Annotated in this window: 10 protein-coding genes; 5 read left to right on the top strand and 5 right to left on the bottom strand. The window is 73.3% G+C overall.

What is annotated here, in order from left to right; all coding sequences use genetic code 11:
* The first annotated feature begins 102 nt into the window (after nucleotides 1-102).
* A complete protein-coding gene (locus HNR12_RS12110) occupies nucleotides 103-1002 on the top strand; it encodes an ion transporter (RefSeq protein ID WP_308118366.1) in 900 nt (299 codons plus the stop codon).
* A 55-nt stretch (nucleotides 1003-1057) separates the two neighbouring features.
* Here the strand turns inward: HNR12_RS12110 and HNR12_RS12105 are convergent, their stop codons facing one another.
* Together HNR12_RS12105 and HNR12_RS12100 are read right to left on the bottom strand one after the other, a co-directional pair.
* On the bottom strand, nucleotides 1058-1261 hold the full coding sequence (locus HNR12_RS12105) for a cold-shock protein (RefSeq protein WP_067975405.1): 204 nt from the start codon (nucleotides 1259-1261) through the stop codon (nucleotides 1058-1060).
* A 300-nt stretch (nucleotides 1262-1561) separates the two neighbouring features.
* Nucleotides 1562-3193 (bottom strand): dolichyl-phosphate-mannose--protein mannosyltransferase, encoded by a 1632-nt coding sequence (locus HNR12_RS12100; protein WP_179767583.1) that lies wholly within the window; start codon nucleotides 3191-3193, stop codon nucleotides 1562-1564.
* A gap of 222 nt (nucleotides 3194-3415) precedes the next feature.
* Between HNR12_RS12100 and rsmI the strand changes: the two genes are divergently transcribed.
* Entirely contained in the window at nucleotides 3416-4231 is an 816-nt protein-coding gene (gene rsmI, locus HNR12_RS12095) for a 16S rRNA (cytidine(1402)-2'-O)-methyltransferase (RefSeq protein WP_179770568.1), read from the top strand.
* 122 nt (nucleotides 4232-4353) lie between these two features.
* Here the strand turns inward: rsmI and secD are convergent, their stop codons facing one another.
* Nucleotides 4354-6996, bottom strand: a complete 2643-nt coding sequence (gene secD / locus HNR12_RS12090; protein WP_179767582.1) for a protein translocase subunit SecD — start codon at nucleotides 6994-6996, stop codon at nucleotides 4354-4356.
* A gap of 96 nt (nucleotides 6997-7092) precedes the next feature.
* Nucleotides 7093-7581, bottom strand: coding sequence for a hypothetical protein (locus HNR12_RS12085; RefSeq protein ID WP_179767581.1), 489 nt, complete (start codon nucleotides 7579-7581; stop codon nucleotides 7093-7095).
* Between the two features lie 176 nt (nucleotides 7582-7757).
* On the opposite strand from HNR12_RS12085, the gene metG reads away from it, so the two are divergent.
* Entirely contained in the window at nucleotides 7758-9575 is a 1818-nt protein-coding gene (gene metG, locus HNR12_RS12080) for a methionine--tRNA ligase (RefSeq protein ID WP_179767580.1), read from the top strand.
* A gap of 202 nt (nucleotides 9576-9777) precedes the next feature.
* Nucleotides 9778-10719 carry a TatD family hydrolase gene (locus HNR12_RS12075; protein WP_179767579.1) on the top strand — a complete coding sequence of 314 codons (942 nt, stop codon included), beginning with the start codon at nucleotides 9778-9780 and terminating at the stop codon, nucleotides 10717-10719.
* On the opposite strand, the gene HNR12_RS12070 is transcribed toward HNR12_RS12075, so the two are convergent.
* A complete protein-coding gene (locus tag HNR12_RS12070; protein WP_179767578.1) occupies nucleotides 10716-11828 on the bottom strand; it encodes a CaiB/BaiF CoA transferase family protein in 1113 nt (370 codons plus the stop codon). The genes HNR12_RS12075 and HNR12_RS12070 overlap by 4 nt on opposite strands.
* A 429-nt stretch (nucleotides 11829-12257) precedes the next feature.
* On the opposite strand from HNR12_RS12070, the gene HNR12_RS12065 reads away from it, so the two are divergent.
* On the top strand, nucleotides 12258-13625 hold the full coding sequence (locus HNR12_RS12065) for a ubiquitin-like domain-containing protein (RefSeq protein ID WP_338119753.1): 1368 nt from the start codon (nucleotides 12258-12260) through the stop codon (nucleotides 13623-13625).
* Nucleotides 13626-13738 lie beyond the last annotated feature (113 nt).

Below are 13738 nucleotides of genomic sequence, written 5' to 3'. Positions count from 1 at the left end.
GAGCGGGAGCCCGACCGGACCGCCGGGCCGTGGCACGGCAAACGCTAGGGTTGGTCCCGTTTGCCGGTGATGTCAGGGGCCGTGGGGCGGGGGAGTGGATCGGTGGCCGAGTCAGGGCTGCGCAGCCGAGCGCGGGCGATCGTCGCGAGCGGCTGGTTCCAGGTCGCGATCGTCGCCGCCATCCTGCTCAACTCCGTCACCCTGGGCCTGGAGACCTACGAGGACGGGCCGCTGGCCGAGGCCGGGCCGTTCTTCGACGCCGCCGAGGTGGTCTTCATCGCGGTCTTCACCGTCGAACTGCTGATCAAGGGTGTCGCCCAGGGCCGCGCGTTCTTCCGCGACCCCTGGAACTGGTTCGACATGGTGGTCGTCGGCGTGGCCGTGGTGCCGGCCTCCACCGGGTTCGGCGTGCTGCGGATGCTGCGCATCCTGCGCCTGGTCAGTGTGCTGCCGCAGCTGCGCACCATCGTCTCGGCGCTGTTCCACGCCGTGCCGGGCATGGGCACCGTGATCGGGCTGCTGCTGATCGTCGTCTACACCGCCGCCGTCCTGGGCGAACGGCTGTTCCACGACATCGACCCCGAGCACTTCGGCGACCTCGGCGCCACCCTCTACAGCATGTTCATGCTGCTCACCATGGAGGACTGGCCCGACGTCGCCCAGCCGGCCATGGAGCGCCAGCCGATGGCGTGGGTGTTCTTCGTCGGCTACATCGTGGTGACCGCGTTCATCCTGCTCAACCTGGTCATCGGCGTGATCGTCACGGCCCTGGAGCAGGAGGTCAACGCCCACCGCTGGCAGGAGGACCAGGCGCTGGAACTCGCCCAGCACCAGTCGGTCATGACGCAACTGGAGGCGCTCACCGCCCAGGTGGCCCACCTCACCGAGCAGGTGCGTGCGCTGGGCGGGCCCGGCGCCGCGGCGGCCGCGGGGCCGGACGGGGACACGGCGCGGCAGGCCGGTGCGGGCGCCGACGGCGAGCCGCGGATGCCCCGGGAATGAGACAGCCCTTCGCCCGGAGACCGAGCGAAGGGCCGAGTAACGAATTCAGGCGACGTCAGAGCGCGCGCACGTTGGACGCCTGCGGACCCTTCGGGCCCTGGGTGATCTCGAACTCGACCGACTGGTCCTCTTCCAGGTTCCGGAAGCCGGTACCCGCGATCGCCGAGTAGTGAACGAACACGTCCGGTCCACCGCCCTCAACGGCGATGAAACCGAAACCCTTCTCAGAGTTGAACCACTTCACGGTGCCCTGAGCCATCTGCTCTCCCTTGGGGACTACATCGGGGCCGCACCCTGCTGGCCCCGGGTTGCCGAGCGCCCGTCCCCGGGAGTTCCCGCCCAAATGACAAGCGCCCACGTGAAGTTCCGTGAGGCGCCTGGGCCATCCATGGAAACTACAACCGCAACCGATCCATGAGACTACCAGCCGTATACGGGCGTTGCCGAGACTTATCCGGACGAAAATCAGTGTTCAAAAACCCGTCATTCGGCGGTGCGGTTGCTGTTGATTTCTCCGGTGGCGGGGGAGGTGAACGGCGGAAAGAGTGCGGCGGGGGCGCTAGCCCTCGCCGCCGTTGCCGTAGATCCAGGTCTGGAACCACATGCGGTCGGCCCACGCCTCGTAGGGGATGGTCTCGGCGCTGAGCACCGGGTAGAGGTAGGCGAAGTTGGCGATCACCAGCAGCAGCACCACGCCGAACACCACGCCCCCGGCCACCCGGCTCCACGGCGCGAACTCCGGCCGCCCCTCGCCCGAGCCCATGGCCAGGCCGATCGCCAGGGTGATGGCCAGCACCAGGAACGGCAGCATCGGCAGCGCGTAGAACACGAACATGGTGCGGTCGGGGTAGGCGAACCACGGCAGCCACCCGGCCGCGACCCCCAGCAGCACCGCGCCCGCGCGCCAGTCGCGGTAGGTCAGCCACCACCCCAGCATCACCAGCAGCGCGGCGATGCCCAGCCACCACACGGCCGGCGTGCCGACGCTGAGGATGGTGGTGGAGCACTCCGGCTCGCCGCACGTGGAGGGCTGGTCGTTGTAGTAGAACGCCACCGGGGTGCGCATGATGATCCACTCCCAGGGCTGCGACGCGTAGTCGTGCGGCTTGGACAGCCCGCTGTGGAACGTGTACATCTGCTGGTGGTAGTAGGCCAGGCTGCGCAGCGCGTTGACGGGTCCCTGCAGCCAGCCCGGCAGGTCGGCCAGCCAGCCGGGCATGTGCTGGGCGCCCCAGGTGCGGCCGTAGCCGCCCGAGGTCGCCAGCCACCCGCTCCAGGTGGCGAGGTAGGTCACCGCCGCGACCCCCACCATCTGGAAGAACGCCGGCACCGCGTCGAAGCCGAACCAGCGCAGCACCGTGCGGTCGTGCCCGGCGCTGCGCCGCGCCCCGTAGTCCCAGGCCACGGTCAGCAGCCCGAACGCCGCCAGGTAGAACAGCGCCGACCACTTGCAGCCCACGGCCGCGCCCAGGCACACCCCCGCCGCGAGCCGCCACCACCGCACGCCCAGCCAGTTGGCGCCGCTGGACCCCTGCTCGGCCAGCCGCGCCAGCCGGGCGCGGGTGCGGTCGCGGTCGATCACCAGGCAGCCGAACCCGGCCAGCAGCCAGAACGTCAGGAACACGTCGACCATGGCGATGCGGCTGAGCGTGAAGTGCAGGCCGTCCAGCGCCATGATCAGCCCCGCCGCGCTGCCCAGCAGCCAGGATCGGGTCATCCGCTGGGCGATGCGCGCCAGCAGCAGCACCGACAGCGTGCCGAACACCGCCGCCGCCATGCGCCAGCCGGCCGGCTCGACCGGCTCGGTCAGCGGCAGCAGGCCCCACAGCCAGTCGCCCGCCGCGATCATCCACTTGGCCAGCGGGGGGTGCACCACGAAGTCGGCGCCGCCCGACCAGATGTCGCCGTTGCCGGTGGCCAGCCGGCCGTCGGCGTCCTCGACGGTCTCGTGCTCGTAGCCGAAGACCCACAGCGCCAGCGCGTTCTTGGCGTAGTAGGTCTCGTCGAAGTAGATCTCGTCGGGCCGCCCCAGGCCGATGAACCGCAGCGCTCCGGCGAACAGGGCCACCGCCAGGGCGCTGATCCACCCCACCCACGCCGGGTACGGGGAGGGCGGGACCAGGCGCGCGCGGACCGTGGCGCGCCAGGTGGGTTCCGGCTCGGTGGTGGCGTGGGGTGCGGTGCTGGTCATATCGGCTCTTAAGGTTGGGGCACGGGTGGACGGTCAGCGGCCGGCTTCGGCTGCCACTCGGCGGGGATTATGAGCTAACCGTAGCGTCTGGAGAACGGGGAGAACGTGACCGCAGGGGCGCGAAAGGCGGGCGGGCAGGAGCAGGGCGCCGCGGATTCGGCGCGGGCCCGGGAAGCGGCCGGCGGCGCGCCGGGCGGCGCCGCGGGCGCGGGCACGCTCACCCTGGCCGGACTCCCGATCGGCAACCTGGACGACGCGCCGCCGCGCCTGCTGCGCGCCCTGGAGGCGGCCGACATCATCGCCGCCGAGGACACCCGGCGGCTGCGCCAGTTCGCCTCCCGCGCCGGGCTGCGCCTGGGGGGAGACTCCGGCGCCCGCGTGGTCTCCTACTACGACGCCAACGAGGCGCGGCGCGCCGACGAGCTGCTGGCGGAGCTGCGGGCCGGGCGCGACGTCCTGGTGGTGACCGACGCCGGCATGCCCGGGGTCTCCGACCCCGGCTACCGCCTCGTGGCGGCCTGCGCGGCCGCGGGGGTTCCCGTCACCTCGGTGCCCGGCCCCACGGCCGTCACGACCGCCCTGGTGCTCTCCGGGCTGCCCACCGACCGCTTCTGCTTCGAGGGGTTCGCCCCCCGCAAGGGGCAGGCCGCGCACTTCGCGGGGCTGGCCGGGGAGCGCCGCACCATGGTGTTCTTCGAAAGCCCGCACCGGCTGGCGGCCACCCTGGCGGCGATGGCGGAGGCCTTCGGCGCCGACCGCCGCGCGGCGGTGTGCCGCGAGCTGACCAAGACCTACGAGGAGGTCCGCCGGGCGCCGCTGGGCGAGCTGGCGCAGTGGGCGCGGGGCGAGGTGCGCGGCGAGATCACCCTGGTGGTGGCCGGGGCCGTGCCCGAGGACGCGCCGCGCGAGCCCGAGGACCTCGTGGCGGCCGTGGCGGCGCACGAGGCCGAGGGCGCCACGCGCAAGGACGCCATCCGCGACGTCGCCCGCGAGCTGGGCGTGCCCAAGCGCGAGGTCTACGACGCCGTGCACCGCTGAGGGCCGGCGCGGGACGCTCCGGGCCGCACACGGCCGCCCAGGGCCTAGTGGAAACGGCGGAGGGGCCGGGCGCACGGCGCCCGGCCCCTCCGTTGTCCCGCACCCGCCGGCGGGCGGCGGCGCTAGACCACCGCGCCGTCGCTGGCCTCGCGGGCGGCGCGCAGTTCGCGGCGCTGCTTGGTGCGCTTCTCGCGGATGACGTGCGGCGGCGGGGTCTTGTCCCACCGCTGCAGCCAGGCGGCCAGCGGCGCGGCCACCAGCATCGTGGAGAACACGCCCGAGACCAGGCCGACGAGCATGGCCACCGAGAAGTCCCGCAGCGAGGACCCGCCGAAGATCGCGAGCGTGGCGAGGATGAACAGCCCGCCGATGGTGGTGTTCACCGTCCGCGGCAGGGTGTGCAGGATCGCGGTGTTGGCGATCCTGGCGAACCCGGACTTGCTGTCCTGCGCCCACTCGTCGCGCACCCGGTCGAACACCACCACCGAGTCGTTCACCGAGAAGCCGATGACGCTCAGGATGGCCGCCAGGAACACGCCGTCGATGGGCCGGCCCAGCCAGCAGAACAGGCCGATCACCAGGACGATGTCGAACGCCAGCGCCAGCATGGTGGACAGCCCGAACGACCAGCGGAACCGCCAGCCCAGGTAGACCATCTGCAGGGCCAGCGCCGCGACGAGCGCGATGAGCGCGCGGTTGCGCAGTTCGTCGCCCATGCTCGGGCCGATCCGCTCGTCGGAGATCCGCTCGGCCGCTCCGGCCTCGGCCTCCAGGGCCTCCTGGATGTCGGCGGCCTCGTCGTCGTTGATGGGCCCGGTGCGCACCGACACGTCGCCGTCGCCGGACTCCTGCACCACGGCGGTGGGGAACCCGGCCTCGGAGACCGCCTGGCGCGCCTCGCTGACGCTGATGCTCTCCTGGGTGGTGAAGTCCATGACCCGGCCGCCGGTGAACTCCACACCGAAGTTCGGCGGGCGCACGACGATGCCGACGACGGCCACCACGGTGATCAGGCCGGCGATGCCCAGCCACAGCCGCCCGCGCGACATCAGGTCGGGGTTGCGGGTGATGAGCCACTCGCGCACCCGGCTGATCTTGGAGATGCCGCTGAGGGCGGGGCGCTTGCGCACGATCTTGCGCCGCACGGTCCACTCCACCAGCACGCGGGCGATGACCAGCGCCGAGACCATCGACGCCACGGTGCCCAGGCCCAGGGTGACACCGAAGCCGCGCACGGTGCCCGAGGCGAAGAAGAACAGCAGGACGGCGGCGATGAGCGTGGTGATGTTGGTGTCGACGACCGCGCTCCACGCCTTCTGCGTACCGGCGACGAACGCCTTCTGCAGGTTCGGCGGGATCGCCCGGCGACGGCGCCGCGACAGCACGCCGGACTCGGCCTGCCGGGTCTCGGCCTCGGTGGCGTCGGCCATGCCGGCCGACTTGTTGGCCTGGTAGACCTTCTCCTGCTGCTGGTACTCCTCGCGCGCCCGCTCGAAGATCAGCACGTTGGCGTCGATCGCCATGCCGATCGCGAGCACGAACCCGGCCAGGCCGGGCAGGGTGAGCGTCGCGCTGAGCACCACCAGGGCGGCGTAGGAGATCAGCGTGTAGCAGGCCAGGGCGACGGCGGCCATGAAGCCGACCAGCCGGTAGGCCACGCAGATGTAGATCGCGGTGAGCAGGATGCCCACCGCGCCGGCGATGAAGCTGGCCTCGATGGCGTCGGCGCCCAGGGTCGGGCCGACCGTCTGGCGCTGCACCTCGGTGACCGGCAGCGGCAGGGAGCCGCCCTCGATCAGCACGGCGAGGTCCTGGGCGCTCTCCTGGGTGAAGGTGGAGCTGGTGATGGTGGTGCTGCCGCCGGTCTGGCCGACGTCGCAGGCGGTGTCGGCGTTGACCTCGGGCGAGGAGATGACCTCGTCGTCCAGCACGATCGCGATGCGACGCGTGGCGTCGCCCTGCGGGGCGCAGGCGGCCTGGCCGGTCAGCTCGGCCCAGGCGTCCTGGCCCTCGCCGCGGAACTCGACGTTGACCTGCCACTGGGTGTTGGTCGTGGGGTCGAGGACGGCCTCGGCGTTGGCGACCTGGGCGCCCTGGATCTGGGACGCGCCCAGCTGGAGCTGGTTGCCCTGCTCGTCGGGCAGCGTGCGGGCGACGTCGTCGGGGTTCTCGGCGGGCTGTCCGCCGCCCCCGGCGCCCGTGCCGCCCTGGCCCTGGAGGAGCTGCTCCAGCTCCTCCTGGCTCATCTCGGAGCCGCCGCCCTCGCCGCCGCCGTCTCCACCGCCGCCACCGTCGCCGCCGGTGTCCTGGCCGTCGGCCGGGGCGTTGGCCTCGTCAGCCGGGGCGTTGGCGAAGTCGCCGGTGGGCGCCTGCACGCCGCTGCCCTGGGCGGGCGCCACCCCCAGAACGGGGTGGAAGGTGAGCTGGGCGGTCTGGCCCAGGATCTCGGCCGCCTCGGTGGGGTCCTGCACACCGGGCAGCTCGACGATGATGCGGTTCTCGCCCGAGCGCGACATCGTCGCCTCGCTGACGCCGAGGCTGTCGATGCGCTCGCGCAGCACCTCGATCACCTGGTCGGTGTTCTCGGCGTTGGCCTCGGTGCCGTTGGGGGCGTCCTGGGTCTCCAGGACGATCTGGGTGCCGCCGCTCAGGTCGAGCCCCAGCTGCGGCGGGATGAACCACGCGGCGCCGAAGGCACCGATCACGATGGCGAGGGAGACGAGGCCGCGCAGCCAGCGCGTCCCGGCTCCCGATTGTGTGGACAATGGACTACCTCTCACGAACTCTTCATGCGACCGTGGCGGCACCGGCGCACAGCGCCATGGGTGCCGCGGCTGCCGCGGGGTGCGGCGGGGGATGGTTCACACGCGCGCGGTGAGAGGCGGCGCCCGGCCGGGAGGCAGCGCGAACGCGTCGGCGGTGTCGGGCGCCGGCACCGACACCGGCGGCGGCACCCGGCCCCATGGGCCGTCCAGCGGCGGGGCCCAGGGGAGTTCGGGGCTGTAGGCGTCGGGCAGGTCGCGCACCTGCGGGCGGTGGTCGCCGCTCCAGCCGGGGATGGCCAGGGCCACCGCGCCGGAGTCGCGCTCGGCCCACAGGGCGGCGGGGAGGTCGCGGTCGGCCGGGACGGCCGGGCGGGCGCCGTCGGCCCGCGCGGCGGGCGGCGGCACGGCGAGGGCCGTGGGGGCGACGGGCGCGCCGAGCACCAGCAGGGCCAGCGCCACGAGCACGGCGAAGGCGCGGGTGACCACGGTGACCACCGCCTTCGTCGATCCTGGGCCGTGCCGGCCGTGTCCGCTGGGCTTGAGGGGCGCGTGGGCGCGGACGCCTGTCTCGGCAGACGAGCTCAAGGAGACACCTTACCGACTCGGCGTGCCGCGCCGGTCGGCGAACGCTGACCGGGGCGTCCGGCCGGGCGCCGGGGCGGCCGGCGGACCGGCCCCGGGGCGCCGCGCGGCCGGCGCCGGTGTCCACAGGCCCGCGAAACGCGGGTGAATCGGGGGCCAGGCGGCTTTAGGCTTGTGGCATGTCGTCGAAACGCCACATCCTGACCGCGGTGGCCTGGCCTTACGCCAACGGCCCCCGCCACATCGGACACGTCTCCGGCTTCGGGGTCCCCTCCGACGTCTTCGCGCGCTTCCAGCGAATGTCCGGGCACGACGTCCTGATGGTCAGCGGCACCGACGAGCACGGCACCCCCGTGCAGGTCCTCGCCGACCAGGAGGGTGTCACCCCGCGCGAGCTGGCCGACCGCTACAACCGGGTCATCGTCGAGGACCTGGTCGCCCTCGGCCTGTCCTACGACCTGTTCACCCGCACCGCCACCGGCAACCACTACGCCGTGGCCCAGGAGCTGTTCACCGGGCTCTACGACAACGGCTACATCTTCACCCGCACCACCAAGGGCGCCATCTCGCCCTCCACCGGCCGCACGCTGCCCGACCGCTACATCGAGGGCACCTGCCCCATCTGCGGCTACGACAGCGCGCGCGGCGACCAGTGCGACAACTGCGGCAACCAGCTCGACCCCATCGACCTCATCGAGCCCCGCTCCAAGGTCAACGGCGAGGTCCCCGAGTTCGTCGACACCGAGCACTTCATGCTCGACCTGCCCGCGTTCGCCGAGGCCCTGGGCACCTACCTCACGGCCAAGTCCGGCCAGTGGCGGCCCAACGTCCTGAAGTTCTCGCTGAACCTCCTCGACGACCTCCAGCCGCGCGCGGTCACCCGCGACCTCAACTGGGGCGTGCCGATCCCGCTGGAGGGCTGGAGCGACAACGCCAACAAGCGGCTCTACGTCTGGTTCGACGCCGTCGTGGGCTACCTGTCGGCGGCGGTGGAGTGGGCCAAGCGCACCGGCGACCCCGACGCCTGGCGGCGGTGGTGGCAGGACCCCCAGGCCGAGTCCTACTACTTCATGGGCAAGGACAACATCGTCTTCCACGCCGAGATCTGGCCGGCCATGCTCATGGGCTACAGCGGCATCGGCGACCGCGACGGCGACCCCGGCTCGCTGGGCGCGCTGAACCTGCCCACCGAGGTCGTCTCCAGCGAGTTCCTGACCATGGAGGGCCGCAAGTTCTCCTCGTCGCGGCGCGTGGCCATCTACGTCCGCGACTTCCTGGAGCGCTACTCCGCCGACGCCCTGCGGTACTACATCATCGCGGCCGGCCCCGAGACCCAGGACACCGACTTCACCTGGGCCGAGTTCGTCCGCCGCAACAACGACGAACTCGTGGCCGCCTGGGGCAACCTGGTCAACCGCACGATCTCCATGGCCGCCAAGTACGTCGGCGAGATCCCCGAGGCCGGCGACCTCACCGACGACGACCGCCGGGTCCTCGACCACTCCCGGGCGGCCTTCGCCGCCGTGGGCGGGCACCTGGACCGCTCGCGGTTCAAGGCCGGGCTCCAGGAGGCCATGCGCACCGTCGCCGAGGCCAACAAGTACATCTCCGACCAGGCGCCCTGGGCCCTGCGCAAGACCGACCCCGACCGCATGCGCACCGTCCTGCACGTCGCGCTGCAGCTGGTCGACGACGCCAAGACCCTGCTCACGCCGTTCCTGCCGGCGTCGTCCAACAAGGTCCACGCCATGCTGGGCGGCACGGGGGTGTGGTCGGCCATGCCGCACGTCGAGGACGCCGTGGACACCATCGGCGGCAGCGGCGAACCCACCACCTACCAGGTGATCACCGGCGACTACGCCGCCAGCCAGGCCCGCTGGGAGTCCGTGCCGGTGCGGCCGGGCACCCCGCTGGCGGCCCCCACGCCGCTGTTCACCAAGCTCGACCCCGCCGTGGCCGACGAAGAGGTCGCCCGGCTCGAGGACGCCGCGAAGTAGCGCGCCGGGCCCCGGGGCGGTGCGCCCCGGGGCCCGGTCGCGGAACCGGCGTCGCAAACGCCACGCTCCGGGCGGCGGCCCCGGGGGGAATTCCGGGGCCGCGCGGCCGGTTGGCAGTGCCGGAGCGCCCGCCACGTACTGCGCCCGCGCGCGGCGCGCGCAGGTCCACGCACCACTCACCACGACCACGGGGGGATCCGCCATGGGCAAGCGAAGCGGCCAGGCCGTCCGCAACCGCAACGCGCAGACGCCGCCGGAGCCGCCCGAGCCCCTGCGCGTCGCCGTGGGCGACAGCCACACCCACATGGACATGCAGACCCCCGAGGTCGCCGAGATCATCGCCGCCGCCGAGGCGGTGGGGGTCACGCCGCTGATGCAGGTGGGCGTGGACGTGCCGTCGTCGCGGTGGGCCGCCGAGGTCGCCGACCGCCACCCGGGGCGGGTGTGGGCGGCCGTGGCGCTGCACCCCAACGAGGCCCCGCGGATCGTGCACGGCGACGGCGCACCGGGGGTCGAGGTCGACGACACCGACTGGGCGGGCAAGGTCCGCCCGCCCGGCGGCGAGGCCGGGCTGGCCGAGGCCCTGGCCGAGATCGACCGCCTGGCCGCCCTGCCCCGCGTGCGCGCCGTCGGCGAGACCGGCCTGGACTACTTCCGCACCGGCGAGGAGGGCGTGCGCGCCCAGCAGGAGTCGTTCCGCCGGCACATCGACATCGCCAAGCGGCACGGCCGCGCGCTGATGATCCACGACCGCGACGCCCACGACGACGTCCTGCGCGTCCTGGCCGAGGAGGGCGCGCCCGAGACGGTGGTGTTCCACTGCTTCTCCGGCGACGCCGACATGGCCAAGGTCTGCGCCGAGCACGGCTACTACATGAGCTTCGCCGGGAACGTCACGTTCGCCAGCGCCGAACCGCTGCGCCAGGCGGCGGCCGCGGCCCCGCCGGAGCTGATCCTCGTCGAGACCGACGCCCCCTTCCTCACCCCCAAGCCCTACCGCGGCCGCCCCAACGCCCCCTACCTCATCCCCTACACCCTGCGCGCGCTGGCCGAGGTCAAGGGCATGGCCGAGGACGACCTGGCCGCCGCCGTGGCGGCCAACGGCCGCCGCGCCTTCCGGCTGGACACCGAGGAGCCGGGCTAGGCCGGGTCCACGTCGGGCAGGCCCCACGCCTTCAGGGTCTCGGCCGCGGACGGCTCGGGGAAGTCGGGGTCGCGGGTGCACCGGCCCGGGGTGCGGCCGAACCTCGGCGCGGGGCCGGGGTAGAGGCGGCCGTCCTTCTCGACCACCGAGCCGCGGGCGCGCACGTGGGGGTGGGCCGCGGCCTCCGGCATGGACAGCACCGGCTGCACGCAGGCGTCGGTGCCCTCGAACACCGCCGCCCACTCGTCGCGGGTGCGCGTGGCCAGGACGGCGGCGAACCGCGCGCGCAGCTCCGGCCAGCGCTCCCGGTCCCACTGGTCGGGCAGGTCCGGATCGCCGGCCAGGCCGACACCCGCCAGGAACGCGGCGTAGAACTGCGGCTCGATGCAGCCCACCGACACATGGCGGCCGTCGGCGCAGGTGTAGACGTCGTACCAGGGCGCCCCGGTGTCGAGGTAGTTGGTGCCCCGCTCGTCGGACCAGGCGCCCCGGGCGCGGTCCTCGTAGACCATCGACATCAGCAGCGCGCTGCCGTCGACCATCGCGGCGTCCACCACCTGGCCGCGTCCCGACGTCTGCCGCTCGACCAGCGCGCTGAGGATCCCGGTGACCACGAACATCGTGCCGCCGCCGAAGTCGCCGAGCAGGTTGACCGGCGGCACGGGCGCCTCGCCGCGCCGGCCGATGCTGTGCAGGGCGCCGTTGAGGGAGATGTAGTTCATGTCGTGCCCGGCGGCGCGCGCCAGCGGGCCGTCCTGGCCCCACCCGGTCATGCGCGCGTAGACCAGCCGCGGGTTGCGCTCCAGGCAGACGTCGGGGCCCAGGCCCAGCCGTTCCAGCACCCCGGGCCGGAAGCCCTCCAGCAGCACGTCGGCGGCGTCGACGAGGCGCAGGGCGGTGGCCGCGCCGGCCTCCGACTTCAGGTCCACCCCCAGGACCGGCCGGCCGGTGGTCATGTGCGGCCGGGCGCCCTGGCGGGCGGCCTCGGCCGCCGCGGGGCGGTCCAGCCGCAGGACGCTCGCCCCCAGGTCGGCGAGCAGCATCGCCGCCATCGGGCCGGGACCGATCCCGGTGAACTCCACGACCCGGATTCCGTGCAGAGGCCCCATCAGCGCCCTTTCCGTGCCCGTGGGCGGACCCGTTCGGCGCCGGAGGGACCGGGGCGCCCGCCGCGGTTCGAATGTCGTTCGGTTCGGTTTTCGGCTCCCATTCTCGGGGCCCTTGGGGTGCGGCCACAACCAGCGCCGACGCCGGGGCGCGGGCGCGCGGCCGCGACCGGGTGACCGGGTCTGCCGCCGCCACCGGGGTTGCGGCCCCCAAAGACGGGGGCCGGTCCCGGTAAGGGCGTCGTTACCCGGAGGATTCGGACAAGACCTAACCGATGCCCGAGGTGGTGTGATAGCTTCCGGAACACAGCAGCGGTCGGATGCGGCGCATCTGCCCCCGACCCACCGCGAGCCGTGCGCCCTCTCGCCGGCGCGCCCCCCTTTTTCGAGTTCCCCCCTCATCCGTGAGCGATCGCGAAGGCCGAGACCAACGTGCGTAGTTCGTCCAACCGCGGATCCCACCGCGGCAGCCGCAGGGCACCGAGCAAGCCTGGCCGCCAGCCCCGCCGAGGCGCCACCGAGCCCACCGGAGCGGCCGGGCGGCAGCACGCGCAGGGACACCCCGGCCCGGCAGCGCCGCCCCCCAACAACGGCCACCCCGGGACCGCCGCCACCGCCCAGTTCGCCGCGGCCGCCCCCGGCGCCCCCCGCGCCGGGCGCAAGGCGCGGCGGCAGGGCCGGGGCGGGCTGCCCGCCGTGCTGCGCTCCCGCGCGGCCGTGATCGGCGCCGCCGCGGCGGCGCTGCTGCTGATCGGCGGCGGCACGGCGTTCGCCATGGACCAGCGCATCACCCTCAACGTCGACGGCGACGAGCGCACCGTGCACACCTACGGCGCCACCGTGCAGGACGTGCTCGACTCCGCCGGGGTGACCCTCGGCGAACACGACGCCGTGGCACCCGACCTCGACACCGAACTGGGCCAGGGCGACAGCGTGCTGGTGCGCTCGGGCCGGGAGTTCACCCTGACCGTCGACGGGGAGTCCGAGCCCCACTGGGTGACCGCGCTGACCGTGGGCGAGGCAATGGACCAGCTGGGGCTGAGCGGCGAGCCGCTGGAGCTGTCGGTCGAGCGCGGCGCCGAGATCCCCGAAAGCGGCCTGGAGGTCGAGGCCAAGGAGGCCCTCCAGGTGGTCATCCTGCGCGACCAGGTCCGTGTCGAGACCGCCACCACCGCCGGCACCGTCGAGCAGGTCCTCAAGGACAACGGCATCACCCCGGGCGAGCACGACATCGTCAAGCCCAAGCTCGACACCAAGCCGAAGGACGGCATGGTCATCGACGTCATGGAGCTGCTCACCGAGCCCAAGACCGAGGAGGTGCCGATCGAGGCCGAGATGGAGGAGCGGGAGAACCCCGACCTCCCCGCCGGTGAGGAGAACGTCGTCCAGGAGCCCAAGGACGGCGTGCGCGAGATCACCACGGCCATGGTCATGCAGGAGGGCGAGGAGACCGAGTACGTCATCAAGGAGGAGGTCGTCGAGGAGCCGGTCAACGGCATCACCGAGATCGGCACCAAGGAGGAGCCCGAGATCGACGCCTCCGCCGAGGCCGGCAGCCTGAACTGGGCGGCCCTGGCCGAGTGCGAGTCCGGCGGCGACCCCACGGCGGTCAACTCCGCGGGCGGCTACTACGGCCTCTACCAGTTCTCCATGGCCACCTGGCAGTCGGCCGGCGGCACCGGGTCCCCGGCCGAGGCCAGCCCCGAGGAGCAGACCATGCGCGCCCAGAAGCTCTACGACATGGTCGGCGGCAACTGGCAGAGCCAGTGGCCGGAGTGCGGGGTCCACCTCTTCGACTGACCCGGGCGCACACCGCCTTTGCGGGCACCCGCGACGTGTGGGCGCCGCCCCGCCCGGGGCGGCGCCCACACGCGTCGTGGGACAGGGGCCCGCAGCGCCGCCCCGGACGCGGC

This window comes from Streptomonospora nanhaiensis, from assembly GCF_013410565.1.
Taxonomy (GTDB): Bacteria; Actinomycetota; Actinomycetes; order Streptosporangiales; family Streptosporangiaceae; genus Streptomonospora; species Streptomonospora nanhaiensis.
Note: the sequence above shows the minus strand (reverse complement) of the source record. Positions and strands in the feature narration are given on the sequence as shown.